The sequence below is a fragment of the Amycolatopsis silviterrae genome (genome assembly GCF_042684085.1).
GTDB lineage: Bacteria > Actinomycetota > Actinomycetes > Mycobacteriales > Pseudonocardiaceae > Amycolatopsis > Amycolatopsis silviterrae.
Genome location: NZ_JBHUKS010000012.1, coordinates 223577 through 240283 on the forward strand (window position 1 = coordinate 223577; position 16707 = coordinate 240283).

Consider the following 16707-nt stretch of genomic DNA (forward strand, 5'->3'; position numbering starts at 1 on the left):
CCGGGTGGGGAGGAAGCGGGCGTTTCGTTCAGGCGTGCGCAGAACGGAGGTGCACGCGGCGGTAGGCCGAGGGCGGCGTGTCGAAATGGTCCAGAAACGCTTGCCGGAGCGTCTCGGTGGAACCGAAACCGCACCGGCGCGCGATCGCGGTGAGCGGGAGATCCGTGCCGGACAGCAGGCGGGCGGCGTGTTCGGCGCGCACCGTCCGGACGTATTTCCCCGGCGTGGTGCCGAGATGGGCGTCGAACAGCCGGGTCAGCTGGCGGGTGCTGATGCCGGCCTGGCTCGCCAGCGCGGGGGTGCCGAGGTCGTCGGCGAGATGCTCGGCGACGTACGCGGTGAGGTCGCGGACCTGCCGGTGTTCCGGCGGCGGGCCGGCGAGGAACATGCTCACCTGCGCCTGGTTGCCGGGCCGCTGCAGGTAGGTGACCAGCGAGCGGGCGGCTTCGCGGGCGAGCGTCGGGCCGTGGTCCTCCTCGACGAACGCGAGGGTGAGGTCGAGCCCGCTGGTGACACCGGCGGAGGTGTAGACGTCGCCGTGCCGCACGAAAAGCGGCACCGGATCCACTGTCACCGACGGGTACTGCTCGGCGAGCCGCGAGGCGTACGACCAGTGCGTGGTCGCGCGGCGGCCGCTCAGCAGCCCGGCGGCGGCCAGCACGGTCGCGCCGGTGCAGACCGACGCCGTGCGCCGGCTCAGCTGCGACAGCCGCCGTACATGCGCGAGCAGCCGTTCGTCCTTGGCGGCGGTGTGGTGGCCGAGCCCGCCCGCGACGACCACCGTGTCGAGCGGGCCGCGGATCTGGTCGACCCGGGCGTGCGGGGCGAGCGTCAGCCCGGATTGGCAGGCGAAGGGGAGCCCGTCGACAGTGGCGAGCCGGACCTCGTACGGCCGGGCCGCGCCGAGCCGGGTGGCGGCGTCGAAAACGTCGGATACGCAGGCGATGTCGAGCAGTTCGGCGTCGGGGTACCCGAGGATCACGACCTGCCGGGCGGTACTCGGCATGGCCGCACGGTAGCAGCTCGCCCGGCCGAATCAACCGGCTTCGCAGGATTTCGGACACGCGTGTCCCGGCCGGGTCCCGGCGGCGGGAGGGTGGCGGCATGACCCAGAAGACGTTCGCATTCGTCGTTTACCCCGGCCTGACCGTCCTGGACCTGGTGGGGCCGCTGCAGGTGCTCAACACCTACGCGGCGGCCGAGCCCTCGGTGCGGGTCGCGGTCGTGGGCGAGACCCTGGACGCCGTCGGCACCGACACGCCGCTGCGAATCGCGCCGAGCCACACCTTCGCGCAAGTTCCGGACCCGTCGTGGGTGCTGGTCCCCGGCGGCGGCGCGCCGACCATGCGCGCGCTCGGCGACGAGACGCTCATCGGCTACCTCCGGGAGTCGGCGAAGACGGCTGAGCTGATGACGTCCGTGTGCACCGGTTCGCTGCTGCTCGGCCAAGCCGGGCTGCTCGAAGGACGCGAGGCGACGACACACTGGACTTTCCTGGAGACCCTGCGCGCGTTCGGCGCGACGCCGGTACAGCAGCGCTGGGTGGACACCGGCCCGGTGATCACCGCCGCCGGCGTGTCGGCGGGCATCGACCTGGCGTTGCACCTGGTCGAGCGCATGAGCGGGGAGGACGCCGCGCGGCTGGTCCAATTCGGCATCGAATACGACCCGCAGCCGCCGCTCGGCGCGCTCGACTGGTCGCTCGCCCCGCGCGAGCGGATGCGGCCGTTTGTCGACTTCACCGTCCGGGAGGGCCTCGCGGACCAGCCGGAGCTGCGCGAGAAACTGCTCGCTCAGCAGTGAGATCGCGGTGAATTGCCCCACCCGGCCGCGGCTGGATGGTTTGCCAGCGCCGCGCGGGCGCGTACCGTACCGCGAATGGGTTTTCGCGGGGGTGCCGGCCTCACCGTCTTCACCAGCAGGCGGGACGGTGACATTGTGCTGGTCACGGCGGCGGGCGAGATCGACGTCGCGTCCGTGGGGCAGTTCCGCACCGCGCTGAGCGCTGCCTCCGGGGCTGGCGGGAAACTGGTCGTGGACCTGTCGCGGGTCGGCTATCTGAGCTGTGCCGGGCTGCGCGCGCTGGAAGAAGCGAGGCGCGTCCGGCCTGCCCTTTCGATCGTGGCGACTCGGCCGCTCGTGCTGCGTGCCTTCGCCGTGTCCGGGATCGAAGCGCCGGTGCGCAGCGGCCTGCGCGAGGCGTGTGCTGCCGCGGGGGCGTGAATCCCCGGCCGGAATCTGGGTACCCGTGGGGTGGAACCGAGATCTGCTGAGGTGATCCGAGATGTCCACCAGCACGATGTCCGGCAAGACCGCGGTCGTCGGCGGCGCAGCGGGCCTCGCTGTGCTGGCCGGTCTGTACCTGATCGCCGCGCCGTGGCTGATGCGCTTCGGCGGCGCGGCGGAACTCGCGGTGAGCAACACGGTCGCCGGGCTCGCGATCGTCATTTTCGCCGCCATGCGCGCGCGGGACTCCGGTGCGCAGGCGTTGACCTGGGTGCTGCCGGTGCTCGGCGCGTGGGCCGCAGTGTCGCCGTTCCTGCTGCGGTACGGCGACGAGACTGTGCCCTCGGCCGGTGCGGTGACCGGCAACGTGATCGCCGGTGCCGTGGTGGCGGTCGGCGGCGCGGCGTTGCTGCTGCGCCGCCGTTGACCGCTTAGCTGAGCGCGTCGGCCAGCCACTTGCTCCAGGTCGCGATTTCGGCCTTCTCGTCGACGTCCGGCCGGAACAGGTGGTGCCCGACCGCGACCGGCATGCCGAGCAGCGACCGTTCGTGGAACCGGTAGAGGGCGTCCGAGGTGCGGACTCCGGCGTAGTTCGGGGTCGAGTAGTCGAGGACGCCCTCGACCGTTTCCCCGCCGACGGCGAACCGGACCTCCTGCCCGGCAGTGGGTTCGGCGGGCAGGCCGAGCGCGGCCAGCAGCTTGGTCCAGGCGTCCCGGCTCGCCGACGACTCCGGGCCGTCGGCGGTCACGTACGTCGCGAAGCGGCCGGGGAAGTGGGCCAGCAGTTCGGCGAGCGTGTGCAGGTACATCTCCCAGCCGACGGCGTAGGACTCGTGGTATTCGTCGTCCCAGCCGTCCTCGGCGAACCCGCGGTGCACGAATCGCAGTACAGAAGTGCCGCCTTCGGCCGCCTCCACGAGGAACTCCATCGCGTCGAACGTGCCGTCCTCGGCCGCCTCGCCGCGATAGGCGAACCGGCGCGGCGGGTCCCACGCGGTGATCTCCGCCTCGGTGCGCATTTCGCCGAGGCTGAACCGGATCCGCTTGGCCGCGGCGTCGACCTCGTGGCGGCCCATGAACCACGAGTCGATGCCGGGCCCGGTCGCGACGGCCTCCCACACGGCCTCGGGCTTCGCGGGCAGCTGGATTTCCTTGCGCACCTCGAACTCGCGTGGCATGGGCGGTGTTCCTCCTCGGATCGGTCCTGATCACCGTGCCATTGACAACATTACTTGTCAATGCGGTGGCGGATCGCCCGATCGGTGCCAGACTGCGAAGGGACTCTCACGAAGGGACACATACGCATGGCAACGGTGGCCGACCAGCTGATCGACGTTCTGGTGCAATCCGGGGTGCGCCGGATCTACGGGGTGGTGGGCGACAGCCTCAACCCGGTCGTGGACGCGGTGCGCCGCACCGGCGGTTCGGCACGCGGCGGGATCGACTGGGTGCACGTCCGCAACGAGGAGGCCGGCGCGTTCGCCGCCGCGGCCGAGGCGCAGCTCACCGGACGCCTCGCGGTGTGCGCGGGCAGCTGCGGACCTGGCAACCTCCATCTGCTGCAAGGCGTTTACGACGCGCACCGCTCAGGAGCCCCGGTGCTCGCGATCGCGTCGCACATCCCTTCGACGCAGATCGGCACCGGGTTCTTCCAGGAAACGCATCCGCAGCACCTGTTCGCCGAGTGCTCGCACTACTGCGAGATGGTGAGTTCGCCCGAGCAGATGCCGCGGGTCGCGCGGATCGCGGTGCAGAACGCGGTCGGCCGGCGCGGGGCGGCGGTTTTGGTGCTGCCCGGGGACGTGTCGCACGAGCCCGCTGCGCACGCCACCGGGGAGTCGGCGTCGCTGGGCAGCCCGCCCGCGGTGGTGCCCGCGGAGGCTGACATCGCTCGCCTTGCCGACCGGATTGACCGGGCGGAGAAGGTGATGATCATGGCGGGTGCGGGGTGTCGTGACGCGCACGACGACGTGCTCGCGCTTGCCGCCGCGATCGGGGCTCCGGTGGGGCATTCGTTGCGGGGCAAGGAGTTTGTGCAGTACGACAATCCGTTCGATGTGGGGATGAGCGGGTTGCTCGGGTACGGGGCCTGTTACGAGGCGATGCACGAGGCTGACCTTGTGCTGCTGCTGGGCACGGACTTCCCGTATGACAATTTCCTGCCGCAGCGCAATACCGTGCAGGTGGACATCGATCCGGCCCGGATGGGGCGGCGGTCGGTGCTGGAATTCGGGGTGCAGGGGGATGTCGGGGCCACGATCCGGGCGGTGTTGCCTCGGCTGCGTGAGCGTGAAGATCGGTCGTTCCTGCATGCGATGCTGCGCAAGCATGAGCGGGGGTTGCAGCGGGTGGTGGATGCTTACACCACTGAGGTTTCCCGGCATGTTCCGCTGCATCCGGAGTATGTCGCTGATGTGCTCGACGAGGAAGCTGCCGAGGACGCGGTGTTCACTGTGGACACTGGGATGTGCAATGTGTGGGCGGCTCGGTACATCACGCCTAACGGGCGGCGGCGGATTCTCGGGTCGTTTGTGCACGGGAGCATGGCTAATGCGCTGCCGCACGCGATCGGGGCGCAGGCTGCGGATCCTGGGCGGCAGGTCGTGGCTATGTGCGGGGACGGCGGGTTGGCGATGTTGATGGGGGAGTTGCTGACGCTCAAGACGCATGCTTTGCCGGTTAAGGCGGTGGTGTTCAATAATTCATCGCTGGGGATGGTGAAGCTGGAGATGCTCGTGGACGGGTTGCCGGAGTTTGGTACCGATCACGATCAGGTTGATTTCGCGGGGATTGCTCGGGCGGCTGGGTTGTATTCCCGGCGGGTGGAGAAGCCGGGGGAGGTGCGGGAGGGGGTTCGGGAGATTTTGGCGCATGACGGGCCGGCTGTGCTGGATGTGGTGACCGATCCTAATGCGTTGTCTATTCCGCCTAATATTACTGCTGCGCAGGTTAAGGGGTTTGCGTTGGCGGCTAGCAAGACTGTGTTGAGTGGTGGGGTGGGGAAGATGCTGGAGCTGGCTAAGTCTAATTTGCGGAATATTCCTCGGCCTTGATGGGGCTCGTCGCCTGGCGGCGACATTGCGCCCTGGTGCTTGCGGCGGGCACCCCGAAGCCCGATTGTGACTACGGCGCGGGGGTGTTTGTCAAGGCGGGAAAGATGCCTTGACAAACACCCCCGCGCCGCGTTTTTGGCTTCGTATCGGGGTGCGGGGGGTGTGGGTGCCTTGGTGGCGGTTTCGCGGGTGGGTGGCGGTTTTGGTTGTGAGGGGAACCCTGAGGGAATTGGATTCCCTCAGGGTTCCCCTCACGGACTTTACTCTGTTTCTGCCATTGCTTCGGCGAATTGTGCTGCGTAGAGGCGGGAGTAGGCGCCGCCTGCGTTGATGAGGGTTTCGTGGTTGCCCTGTTCCACTATGTTGCCGTTTTCCATGACCAGGATTACGTCTGCGTCGCGGATCGTGGAGAGGCGGTGGGCGATCACGAAGCTCGTGCGGCCGGTGCGCAGGGAGTTCATCGCGTGCTGGATCAGCACCTCCGTGCGGGTGTCCACCGAGCTGGTTGCCTCGTCCAGGATGAGGATCGCGGGCTTGGCCAGGAAGGCTCGGGCGACGGTGATCAGCTGCTTTTCGCCTGCGCTTACGGTGCCGCCCTCGTCGTCTAGCACGGTGTCGTAGCCGTCTGGCAGGGTGCGGACGAAGCGGTCCACGTAGGTTGCCTTCGCGGCTTCGATGACCTGTTCGCGGGTCACGTTGTCCGCGCCGTACGCGATGTTGTCCGCGATTGTGCCGCCGAACAGCCAGGCGTCTTGCAGGACCATGCCGGTCTTGGAGCGCAGCTCCTCGCGGTCCATCGCCTTGATGTCGACGCCGTCCAGGGTGATCCGGCCGCCGTCGATTTCGTAGAAGCGCATCAGCAGGTTGACCAGCGTCGTCTTCCCCGCGCCGGTCGGGCCGACGATCGCGACCGTGTGGCCGGGCTCCACCGAGAGCGACAGGTCTTCGATGAGCGGGGTGTCCTCCAGGTAGCGGAAGGACACGTGCTCGAACTCGACCTGGCCGTGCACGACCTCCGGGCGTTGCGGGTGCTCCGGCTCCGGTTCCTGCTCCTTGGCGTCCAGCAGCGCGAACACCCGCTCGGCCGAGGCGACCCCGGACTGCAGCAGGTTCGCCATGCTCGCGATCTGCGTGACCGGCTGGCTGAACTGGCGCGAGTACTGGATGAACGCCTGCACGTCGCCCAGCGTCAGGGTGCCCGAGGCGACCCGCAGCGCGCCGACGACGGCGACCAGCACGTAGCTCAGGTTGCCGATGAACATCATCGCCGGCTGGATCGTGCCGGAGATGAACGACGCCTTGAAGCTCGCCTGGTACAGCGCCTCGTTCTGCTGCCGGAAGACCTCCTCCGCCTCGTCGCGGCGGCCGAAGACGTGCACCAGGGAGTGGCCCGAGTACATCTCCTCGACGTGCGCGTTGAGCTTCCCGGTCGTCGACCACTGGCGGATGAACTGCGGCTGCGCGCGTTTGCCGATCTTGGCCGCGACGTACACCGACACCGGCACCGTCAGCAGCACGATCACGCCCAGCAGCGGCGAGATGAGGAACATCATCACCAGCACGCCCAGCACGGTGAACAGCGACGTGACGATCTGCGACAGCGTCTGCTGCAGCGACTGCGCCAGGTTGTCGATGTCGTTGGTGACCCGGCTCAGCACCTCGCCGCGCGGCTGGCGGTCGAAGTACCGCAGCGGCAGCCGCGCGAACTTCTCCTCGATGTCCTGGCGCAGCCGGAACACCGCGCCCTGCACCAGGTTCGTGGTGAGCCGCGCCTGGATGACGCCGAGGAACGACGCGAAGACGTACAGCGCCAGCACGATCATCAGCACCTGGCCGACCGCGGTGAAGTCGATGCCGTGGCCGGGCATCAGGTCGACCCTGGTGAACATGTCGGCGAGGGTGTTCTCGCCGCGTTCCCGCAGGCCGGCGATCACCTGCTCCTTGGTCGCGCCCAGCGGCAGGTTCCGGCTGATCACGCCAGCGAAGATCAGGTCCGTCGCGCGGGCGAGCACCTTCGGCCCGACCACGGTGAGCGCGACGCCGATCGCGCCGAGCACCAGCACCCCGGCCAGTGCTGCCCGTTGCGGGCGCAGCAGCCGCAGCAACCGGGCCAGGGAACCCTTGAAGTCGAGCGCTTTCTCCGCGGGAGCCCCGGCGGACATCATCCGGGCGGCGGGTCCCGCGGTCGGTTCCGGACGGGTCTTGTCGCGCGCGGCGGCGGCCGGTTCGTCGGCGTCGGGCGCGGTGGCGGTTTTCGTTTCCTCGCTCACGCCGCCTCCTGCTCAGTCAGCTGCGAAAGCACGATTTCCCGATAGGTTTCGTTGGTGTCCATCAGCTCGTGGTGGGTTCCGGTGCCGACGACGCGGCCGTCGTCGAGCACGATGATCCGGTTCGCGCCGCGGATCGTGCTGACCCGCTGCGCGACGATGACGACGGTCGCGTCGCGGGTTTCGTCGGCGAGCGCGCGGCGCAGCGCGGCGTCGGTGGCGTAGTCGAGCGCGCTGAACGAGTCGTCGAACAGGTAGATCTCCGGCCGGTGCACCAGCATCCGCGCGATCGCGAGCCGCTGCCGCTGCCCGCCGGAGACATTCGTGCCGCCCTGGGCGATGGGGGAGTCGAGGCCCTGTTCCATCCGTTCCACGAAGTCCTTGCCCTGCGCGACTTCCAGCGCGTGCCAGAGCTCTTCGTCGGTGGCGTCCGGATTGCCGTAGCGGAGGTTGCTGGCGACCGTGCCCGCGAACAGGTACGGCTTCTGCGGCACCATGCCGACGACGGCCGAAAGCGCCGCCGGGTCGAGCCGGCGCACGTCCACGCCGTCGACCCGGACACTGCCCTCGGTGGCGTCCATCAGCCGCGGGATCAGGTTCAGCAGCGTGGTCTTCCCGCTGCCCGTGCTGCCGATGATCGCGGTGGTCTCGCCGGGACGGGCGAACAGCGAAACGTCCTGCAGCACCGGCTTTTCCGCGCCGGGGTACCGGAATTCGACGCCCGCGAGGTCGAGGTGCCCGCGCTCGGCGCCGGCCCGTACCGGCTCGGCGGGCGGGCGCACGCTCGACTCGGTGTCCAGCACCTCGGTGATCCGCTCGGCGCTGACCTCCGCGCGCGGCACCATCATGAACATGAAGGTGGCCATCATGACCGCCATCAGGATCTGCAGCAGATAGGCCAGGAACGCGGTGAGCGCGCCGATCTCCATCGCGCCGCTGTCGACCCGCTGCCCGCCGAACCACAGCACGGCGACGCTGGACACGTTCACCACCAGCATCACGGTGGGGAACATCAGCGACATCAGCCTGCCGACCCGCAGCGACACGGTGAACAGCTCGTCGTTGGCTTGGCCGAAGCGCTCCCGCTCGTGCTTGTCCCGCACGAACGCGCGGATCACCCGGATGCCCATGATCTGCTCGCGCAGCACCTGGTTGATCTTGTCGAGGCGCACCTGCATGAGGCGGAAGGCCGAGCGCATCCGCATGATGATGAGGCCGACCGCGACGCCCAGCACCGGCACGATGACGACGAGCAGCGCCGACAGCGGCACGTCCTGCTGCAGCGCGAGCAGGATGCCGCCGACGCACATGATCGGCGCGGACACCATCAGCGTGAAGGTGAGCGCGGCGAGCAGCTGGATCTGCTGGACGTCGTTGGTGGTGCGGGTGATCAGCGACGGCGTGCCGAATTTCCCGATCTCGCGGGCGGAGAAATCCTGCACGCGGTGGAAGACGCCGGCGCGGATGTCGCGGCCGACGGCCGAGGAAATGCGGGAACCGTAGTAGACGGCCCCGATCGACCCGGCGATCTGCACCAGCGTGACCAGCAACATCACGCCGCCGATCCGCATGATGTAGCCGGTGTCGCCCTTGACGAGGCCGCCGTCGATGATGTCGGCGTTGAGCGTGGGCAGGTACAGCGCCGCGATCGTCTGCACCAGTTGCAGTGCGACGACGAGCCACAGCGCGGCCCGGTACGGGCGCAGGTAGCTGCGCAACAGTTTGACCAGCACGGTCGGGTACTCCCCCAGGTGAAATGGCGTCAGTTCGGGTCTAGCTGGCCGCGCCGGGCGCGGCGAGTGCCGGCATCCCGGCGGCGGCCTCCCGCAGGAGGCCGGTGAAGGCCGTTACGAACTCTTTGTCGTCGGAGTCCGAGTTGAGCCAGGTTTCGAAGGCGATGCGCGAAGCGTTCTGCACAATGCTCGCCATCAGCCGGGCGTGCAACGGATTTGCGTGCTCGCCCGCTCGTTCGGCGATGGCGTCGGCCAGCACGCGCTCGACGGTGGCGTACGCGCGCAGCATCTCGCCGAACAGGCCGCCGTTCTCCATCATCGCGCGCACCCGCCGCACGTGCTCGCGGATCGGGCGGTCGTCCTCGGCGAACCGGGTGATCGAGGCGTTGACGACCGCGTCCCAGAGCGGCTCGTCGGCGGGCCGGGCCAGCAGCGCTTCGCGCACTCGCTCCTGCCGTTCGACGATGAACGCGCAGACAGCTTCCTCCTTGCTTGAGAAGTAGTTGTTGAAGGTGCGCGGGGAAACGCCCACCTCGTTCGCGATGTCCTCCACCCGCAGCTGGTCGAGGCCCCGTTCGAGCGCGATCCGCAGCGCGGCTTCGGCGAGCGCCCTTCGCGCGGCTCGTTTCTTGCGCTCGCGCAGGCCCAGAGGCGCGGTGGTGGTCACTGGGACGAGAGTAGCAGCGAAAGTTGCGTGGTGCGAAAAATTATGCGGACCGCGAAAAGTTGCGTTCCCGTAAGTCCGATTTGTGCCGGGATGCCTCGTCGAGAAACGTCCGACCGTGTGGTCCGACCTTCGACCGCACGGTCTAATCGTAGCGACACGCAGTGCGGCTAGCTGCGACGACAGGTGATAGCTGGCATATTCCAGCGCTAGTCGGCGTGGTGGCTTGGTGCCGCCGACCGGACCTGCTGTGCCCGCAGGCCAGCGGGTAGGCGGGTCAGCCTTGGCCGGGAGTCTCGGAGTGCGTTTCCTGACGCTCGCGAGCGTTGAGGATGTCGAGGACTCGGCTGGCGTGGCCGTAGCTTTGAGCGGGCGGCTGTGCCGCTTGTCCGGCAGGTGTTGCCGGCACTTGGTACAGGTAACCCCTGCCCCGCGCGGCGACGATCGGGCTCTCGCCCAGGTCGGTCGATTTCAGTTTCTGGCGCAGCCGGTGGGCCACGACGTCCAGCAGGTTCGTCGTTGACGGTTCTTTGCCCCACAGTGCGCGGATGAGCTTCTCCCTCGACTGGATCGCTCCGGCGTTGCGCACCAGCACTTCGAGGAAGCGGAATTCCTGCCGGGTCAGCGGCACCGCGATGCCGCTGACCCGGAGTTCGCCTGCCTGGAAGTCCATGTGAACGAAACTGTCGGCATAGGTCTGCTCGGTCTGGCTGTCGGGACGGGATCGGCGCAGCACCCTGCCCACCCGTGTGAGGAGGTCTTCGAAGCCGAACGGTTTGACGATGTAGTCGTCAACGTGAAGTTCGAAGCCGTCGAGCCGATCGGCGAGCGAGTCGCGCGCGGTCAGGATCACCACCGGGATCGCGTTGCCGCGGGCGCGCAGATTCTGCACCCAGTAAAGAGCGTCTCCGCTGGGGACCATGCGGTCGAGCAGCAGCAGGTCCGGCGGGTCGGTGCGCACCTGCTCGTCCACGGCAGGCAGATCCGATTCCTCCGCCACCTCGTATCCTCGCGCCCGCAGCCCGTGCGCGATCGTGGCGCGCAAGCCGGCGTCGTCTTCCAGCAGCAGGATCCGGCCGAGGAACCGGTCGTCGCGTGCGAGGGGAGCGCTCGAGCGCCCCGCGGGCGGTGCCTTGTCGAGCGGCTTGAAGTCCACGGTCGTGGCGGTCGAGCTTTGCCTGTCCAGGAACGCGATGGCCAGTTCGCGGCAGATGCCGCAGGTGCGCATCTCCCGGCCGTCGACCGTCAGCAGGAACTCCGCGGGCCGTTGGCAGGCGTGCCCGGCGATGCTGTTCGCGCACCGGTGCGCTTTGCGGGCCTCGGCCATGCTGCGCTCGCGCTCGCGGGAGCGATGGCCCGCCGTTCGGCATGCGGCCGAGCAGTACTGCCGGGGGCGTCCTTTTCCGGAGTTCGGCGGCAGCGGATCTCCGCACGACGGGCAGACGCCAGCAACGTCCCCCACCAGACCGCCCCCTTCCGGTTGCGCAAGAATTCGACGTAACGAAACCATATTTCGTTACGGCTCGGAGCCTGATCCCGCAGTCTGCCCTTGGCATGCCGACGTCAGTGCGGTTTCCTGGGTTTGGTGGTGGCCCGACCGCCGTGCGGCGGCCGGACCTGGTGCTATGACCGCTTGTGCCGACCAGCGTTGACGATCATGTCACCAACCGCGATGAGCGCCCTTGCCGCAATGGCAAGGGCCTCGTTGTCCTCCAGCGCTGCCACGGCGACGGCCAGCAGGCACACCACCGGACGCAGCCCCTTCCAGACATCAGGTTCCCTCATGCGGGCCACCTCGCGACCGGCTCGGACAGATCGGCTGGACGACGCGCTCCCCAGCTTCCTCGCCCGACTCGATCGGCTCCGGGTTTGACGCATCAGCGACCTCCTCTCGACAGCGAACGCGACCGTCGCGAACTGTCGCGACAAGCACGCGAGGGCCGTTCATCAGCGAAGGCAGTCGCGGAGCAGGCAATCCCCGGCACCAGACGAGACGGCTCCTCAACAGTCGCGCGACGTCATGCCGATCGACAAGGGCATGCAAGAAACCTCGCCTCCCGCGCCACCACCGCCGCGCGACCGAAACCGCCCATATCCAAGAGGAACGGGCCGTGCGCGCGCTCTTCGCAGACGGGCTTCGTCCGGGACCGTCCACCGCGCCTAACCGCGATGCGTGACTCCACCCAATTGCATGCGTGCGACCACACCGGCGCCTGCTCGGCCACCGCGACATCCGAGCGCACCATGCTGAAGCCGGCAGACACGAGACGCCGCCAGCCATGCCAACTCTCACCTGTCGTCACAATCGCCCGCGATCCGCCCCGAAACCGCATCGGCACGGGTATACAGAACACATGTTCGATGGATTGCGCACGATCGTGTATCCGGCCGACGACCTGGCGGCCGCCAAGGAGTGGTGGACCCGGGTGCTGGGCGTGCCGCCGTACTTCGACGAGCCGTTCTACGTCGGCTTTAGCGTGCACGGCTACGAACTGGCACTGGACCCCCACGGCCGCGCGGAGAACGGCGACGGGCCGGTGACGTACTGGGGAGTGCCCGACGTGGAAGCCGCCGTGGCGAAGCTGGCCGGGGAGGGCGCGGGCGAGCACGCGGCGGTGACCGACTTCGGCGGTGGCATCCGGACCGCGCTGGTGCGGGCGCCGGACGGGAACCTCGTCGGGGTGATCGAGAACCCGCATTTCCCGGGGACCCCGGCTTGAGAAGAGCACTGGCCGCGGCCGTCGTGCTGGTGCTGCTCGGTGCCGGGCTGGTGGCGGCCCAGTCGTCGGCGCCGACGCCGCGGACGTATCTGCTCGGCGTGCTGAATCTCCTGCGGAGGTATTCGATCGACCGGGACCGGGTGGACTGGCCGCGTGCGGAGGCGGAGGCGTTGCGTGCCGCGGAAGGGGTTTCGACCCTGTCCGGGACCTATCCGATGATCCGGACCGTGATCGCCGAACTGGGCAATCCGCACACCAGCCTGCTCAGTCCCGCGCAAGCGAAGGCACCTTCGGCGGAGACGATCGAGGTGCCGTCGAGCCGCGCGGAGAACGGTATCGCGGTGCTGACGATTCCCGGCCTCATCGCTGACCCGGAGGGCGAGCATAGGTACGTCGAGGCCGGGATAGCCGCACTGCGGGCAGTCGAAGCGCGGGCCTCGTGCGGATGGATCGTCGATCTCCGCGAGAACAGCGGCGGGAACATGTGGCCGATGCTGACCGTGCTGGCCCCGTTGCTGGGGGACGGGGTCGCCGGTTCGTTCGTCGGGCCGGGGCTCGCGGCGAAAGTCTGGTCGATCCGAGGTGGCCAGGCATGGGTCGGCGATCACCCAGGCGCGGCCGAGGTCAATCCCGCCCGGCTGACCCGGCCGTCGCCGCCGGTCGCGGTGCTGACCTCGCGCAATACCGCCAGTTCGGGTGAAGCGACGCTGGTCGCCTTTCGCGGGCTCGGCCGGGTCGGCACGTTCGGCGGGCCCACTGCGGGGTTCGCTACCAGTAACGAGGTGTTCGCGCTCGCTGATGGGGCACAACTGCGTGTCACCACCACGTTCGACACCGACCGCGCCGGGCGGATCTACGGCGTCGAGCCGATCGTGCCCGACTTCCCGGCGCAGGATCCGGAGGCTGCCGCCGGACAGTGGCTGCGCACGCGCGGTGGCTGCGCGTAGGCCCCCTACGTGCGCGGACTGTCGGATTCGGACGATCGCGGCTACGGTGGTCACCGAGCGTGAATACGTACCGGCGAACTCGGCGGAGGTGCGCGGCATGCGGTCGATGTGGAAGGGCTCGGTGTCCTTCGGGCTGGTCAGCATCCCGATCCAGCTGTACGCGGCGACCGAGAACAAGAACGTGTCGCTGCGCCAGGTGCACGTCGCCGACGGCGGGCGGATCCAGTACAAGCGGTTCTGCTCGATCGACGGCGAGGAGGTGCCCTACGCCGACATCGCCAAGGGGTACGAGCTGCCCGACGGCGAGATGGTCGTGATCACCGACGCCGACCTCGCCGACCTGCCGCTGCCCACCCAGCACTCGATCGACGTGCTCGAGTTCGTTCCGCTGGAGTCGATCGACCCGATCCGGTTCGACCGCACCTACTACCTGGAGCCGCAGAAGAACGCGGTGAAGCCGTACGCGGTGCTGCGCGACGCGCTGCAGAAGGCGAGCCACGTGGCGATCGCCAAGGTGGCCGTGCGCCAGCGGGAGAGCCTGGCGCTGCTGCGCGTCGTGGACGACGTGCTCGTGATGACCACGATGCTGTGGGCCGACGAGGTCCGGGTCCCGGATTTCCCGTTCCTGCACGAGGATCCGCCCCAGGTCCGCTCGCAGGAGGTGACGATGGCGGGTTCGCTGATCGACTCGCTGTCCGAGCCGGTGTTCGAACCGGAGAAATACACCGACTCCTACCGCGAAGCGCTCGAAGCGATGATCGAGGCGAAGGCGGGCGGCGGCGAGACGGTCGGCACGCCGAAACAGGGGGAGAAGGCCGAGGTCGTCGACCTGATGGCGGCGCTGGAGGCGAGCGTGTCGGCGGCGAAGAAGAGCCGCGGGCCCGCCAAAGAGACGAAGAAAGCCGGCGACGGCAAGGCGGCGGCGAAGAAACCGGCCCGGCGGCCGAAAAGCGCCTGAGCGTTTTCTCCGCTGCCGCCGGAAAAAGGCTGCTTGTCACGCGGTGTGAACGAATGTCGCGGACTTCACCGGACCGGGTAGGCCGACACGCCGGGGGTATCCCGGCGCGGCGAGTTTTCCAGTGGTACCAAGGGGGAGTCCGGCCCCGGAGCACCTGGCGCCGGGGACTTGAAATACCTGAGCGGAAGGCGGCTGAGCATGGAGTGCGCGTTCTGCACGAGCGGCATCGACCACTGTCACGGAACCCTGGTGGTCCACCCGGACCGCGGGTTCGCCGAGTGCACCGATCCTGCCTGCGCGGACCTTGACCGGGTCCGGCACGGTCTCATCATCGACTGCCACACCCTCGACGCCGCGTGCGCCTGCACCGGAGCGGCGAAACCCCTGCTGCGGCAGGCTTCCTGACCCCTGGCGGCGGCGCCGGCGCGAGCCCCGCGCGGACGGGGCGGCGGTACCCGATCGGGTACCCGGCCGTATACAAGCTGCTTGGCGGTGTGCTAACACTACCGGGGGTCCTTCGGCTCTCCCTCCCCCTCGGAGCCGGAGGACCCCTTTCTCCCCGGACCCGCTCAGCGGCCCCGCGGGACCGCTGAGCGGAATCCGGTGTTCCGCCCCGCGGAACCCGGGGTGGCGTCAGTAGCGGTAATGGTCCAGTTTGTACGGACCGTCCACGTCCACGCCGATGTACTCCGCCTGTTCCTTGCTCAGCTTCGTCAGCCGCACGCCCAGCGCGTCCAGGTGCAGCCGCGCGACCTTCTCGTCCAGCTGCTTCGGCAGCCGGTGCACGTCGGTCGCGTACTCGCCCGGCTTGGCGAACAGCTCGATCTGCGCGAGCACCTGGTTCGCGAACGACGCGGACATCACGAACGACGGGTGCCCGGTCGCGTTGCCGAGGTTCATCAGCCTGCCCTCGGACAGCACGATGATCGCGTGCCCGTCCGGGAACCGCCACGTGTGCACCTGCGGTTTGACCTCGGTCTTCACGATGCCCGGGATCTTCGCCAGCCCGGCCATGTCGATCTCGTTGTCGAAGTGGCCGACGTTCGCGACGATCGCCTGGTGCTTCATCCGCGCCATCTGCGCGGCCGAGACGATGCCGAAGTTGCCGGTGGTGGTGAGGAAGATGTCGGCGCGCTCCACGACGTCGTCGAGTTCCACCACGTCGAGCCCGTCCATCGCGGCCTGCAGCGCGCAGATCGGGTCGACCTCGGTCACCACGACGCGCGCGCCCTGTCCGCGCAGCGCCTCGACCGCGCCCTTGCCGACGTCGCCGTAGCCGCACACGACGGCGTACTTGCCGCCGATCATCACGTCGGTGCCGCGGTTGAGCCCGTCCGGCAGCGAATGCCGGATGCCGTACTTGTTGTCGAACTTCGACTTGGTGACCGAGTCGTTCACGTTCATCGCCGGGAACAGCAGTTCGCCGGCGGCCGAGAGCTGGTAGAGCCGGTTCACGCCGGCCGTGGTCTCCTCGGTGACCCCGCGCATCGCGCCGGCGATCCGGGTGAACCGCCGCGGGTCCTCGGCCAGGCTGGCGGACAGGGTGCGCAGCAGGATCCGGTAGTCCTCCGAATCGCCCTCGTGCGCGGCGGGCACCGCGCCCGCCTTCTCGAACTCGGCTCCCTTGTGGACGAACAGGGTGGCGTCGCCGCCGTCGTCGAGGATCATGTTCGCCGGTTCGCCGCCGGGGAAGCGGAACAGCTGGTCGGTGCACCACCAGTACTCGTCGAGGGTTTCGCCCTTCCACGCGAACACGGCCGAGCCCTCGGGGCGGTCGACCGTCCCGTTCGGACCGACGACGACGGCCGCGGCCGCCTCGTCCTGGGTGGAGAAGATGTTGCAGGACACCCAGCGCACCTCGGCGCCGAGCGCGACGAGCGTTTCGATCAGCACCGCGGTCTGCACGGTCATGTGCAGCGAGCCGGCGATGCGCGCGCCCTTGAGCGGCTGGGAGCCCGCGAACTCGCGCCGGATGGCCATCAGGCCGGGCATTTCGTGTTCGGCGAGGTCGAGCTGGATGCGACCGGCCGCGGCGAGCGACAGGTCGGCGACGGCGAACTCCAGTCCGCCCGCGGTACGCAGGGTGGGCGACATTTTCCGGTCCTTTCGAGGTTTTCGGGCAGAATCGAGCACCGGCAC

Annotated in this window: 16 protein-coding genes; 8 read left to right on the forward strand and 8 right to left on the reverse strand. The window is 68.8% G+C overall.

Annotated features, from left to right (window positions below; all coding sequences use genetic code 11):
* Positions 1-28: 28 nt before the first annotated feature.
* Positions 29-1006 carry a GlxA family transcriptional regulator gene (locus ACFSVL_RS18510; RefSeq protein WP_378305719.1) on the reverse strand — a complete coding sequence of 326 codons (978 nt, stop codon included), beginning with the start codon at positions 1004-1006 and terminating at the stop codon, positions 29-31.
* A gap of 98 nt (positions 1007-1104) precedes the next feature.
* Here ACFSVL_RS18510 and ACFSVL_RS18515 point away from each other — a divergent pair, with 98 nt between their 5' ends.
* From ACFSVL_RS18515 to ACFSVL_RS18525, 3 genes are all read left to right on the forward strand, one after another.
* Positions 1105-1803, forward strand: a complete 699-nt coding sequence (locus ACFSVL_RS18515; protein WP_378305721.1) for a DJ-1/PfpI family protein — start codon at positions 1105-1107, stop codon at positions 1801-1803.
* Positions 1804-1878: 75 nt separating this feature from the next.
* Complete coding sequence (locus tag ACFSVL_RS18520; RefSeq protein WP_378305723.1) at positions 1879-2223, forward strand: STAS domain-containing protein; 345 nt, start codon at positions 1879-1881, stop codon at positions 2221-2223.
* A 61-nt stretch (positions 2224-2284) separates the two neighbouring features.
* Positions 2285-2653, forward strand: a complete 369-nt coding sequence (locus tag ACFSVL_RS18525; protein ID WP_378305724.1) for an SPW repeat protein — start codon at positions 2285-2287, stop codon at positions 2651-2653.
* A 4-nt stretch (positions 2654-2657) separates the two neighbouring features.
* On the opposite strand, the gene ACFSVL_RS18530 is transcribed toward ACFSVL_RS18525, so the two are convergent.
* A complete protein-coding gene (locus ACFSVL_RS18530; RefSeq protein WP_378305726.1) occupies positions 2658-3404 on the reverse strand; it encodes an SRPBCC family protein in 747 nt (248 codons plus the stop codon).
* Positions 3405-3530: 126 nt separating this feature from the next.
* On the opposite strand from ACFSVL_RS18530, the gene ACFSVL_RS18535 reads away from it, so the two are divergent.
* Positions 3531-5279 (forward strand): pyruvate dehydrogenase, encoded by a 1749-nt coding sequence (locus tag ACFSVL_RS18535; protein WP_378305728.1) that lies wholly within the window; start codon positions 3531-3533, stop codon positions 5277-5279.
* 260 nt (positions 5280-5539) lie between these two features.
* Here ACFSVL_RS18535 and ACFSVL_RS18540 read toward each other — a convergent pair whose 3' ends face one another.
* The 5 genes from ACFSVL_RS18540 to ACFSVL_RS18560 all read right to left on the reverse strand — a co-directional run bounded on the left by ACFSVL_RS18540 (position 5540) and on the right by ACFSVL_RS18560 (position 11728).
* A complete protein-coding gene (locus tag ACFSVL_RS18540) occupies positions 5540-7441 on the reverse strand; it encodes an ABC transporter ATP-binding protein (RefSeq protein WP_378305856.1) in 1902 nt (633 codons plus the stop codon).
* 104 nt (positions 7442-7545) lie between these two features.
* A complete protein-coding gene (locus tag ACFSVL_RS18545; protein ID WP_378305730.1) occupies positions 7546-9279 on the reverse strand; it encodes an ABC transporter ATP-binding protein in 1734 nt (577 codons plus the stop codon).
* A 40-nt stretch (positions 9280-9319) separates the two neighbouring features.
* The gene (locus ACFSVL_RS18550) at positions 9320-9946 is read right to left on the reverse strand and encodes a TetR/AcrR family transcriptional regulator (protein WP_378305732.1); all 627 of its coding nucleotides are present in this window, start codon (positions 9944-9946) and stop codon (positions 9320-9322) included.
* Between the two features lie 274 nt (positions 9947-10220).
* On the reverse strand, positions 10221-11405 hold the full coding sequence (locus ACFSVL_RS18555; RefSeq protein WP_378305734.1) for a response regulator transcription factor: 1185 nt from the start codon (positions 11403-11405) through the stop codon (positions 10221-10223).
* Between the two features lie 161 nt (positions 11406-11566).
* Positions 11567-11728, reverse strand: a complete 162-nt coding sequence (locus tag ACFSVL_RS18560) for a hypothetical protein (protein ID WP_378305735.1) — start codon at positions 11726-11728, stop codon at positions 11567-11569.
* Positions 11729-12297: 569 nt separating this feature from the next.
* Between ACFSVL_RS18560 and ACFSVL_RS18565 the strand changes: the two genes are divergently transcribed.
* From ACFSVL_RS18565 to ACFSVL_RS18580, 4 genes are all read left to right on the forward strand, one after another.
* The gene (locus tag ACFSVL_RS18565; protein ID WP_378305737.1) at positions 12298-12663 is read left to right on the forward strand and encodes a VOC family protein; all 366 of its coding nucleotides are present in this window, start codon (positions 12298-12300) and stop codon (positions 12661-12663) included.
* The gene (locus ACFSVL_RS18570; RefSeq protein WP_378305739.1) at positions 12660-13610 is read left to right on the forward strand and encodes a S41 family peptidase; all 951 of its coding nucleotides are present in this window, start codon (positions 12660-12662) and stop codon (positions 13608-13610) included. The genes ACFSVL_RS18565 and ACFSVL_RS18570 overlap by 4 nt, the downstream gene beginning before the upstream one ends.
* Positions 13611-13707: 97 nt before the next feature.
* Positions 13708-14568, forward strand: coding sequence for a non-homologous end joining protein Ku (ku, locus tag ACFSVL_RS18575; protein WP_378305741.1), 861 nt, complete (start codon positions 13708-13710; stop codon positions 14566-14568).
* Between the two features lie 198 nt (positions 14569-14766).
* Complete coding sequence (locus ACFSVL_RS18580) at positions 14767-14973, forward strand: hypothetical protein (protein WP_378305743.1); 207 nt, start codon at positions 14767-14769, stop codon at positions 14971-14973.
* A 228-nt stretch (positions 14974-15201) separates the two neighbouring features.
* Here the strand turns inward: ACFSVL_RS18580 and ahcY are convergent, their stop codons facing one another.
* Complete coding sequence (gene ahcY / locus ACFSVL_RS18585) at positions 15202-16662, reverse strand: adenosylhomocysteinase (protein ID WP_378305745.1); 1461 nt, start codon at positions 16660-16662, stop codon at positions 15202-15204.
* Between the last annotated feature and the right edge of the window lie 45 nt (positions 16663-16707).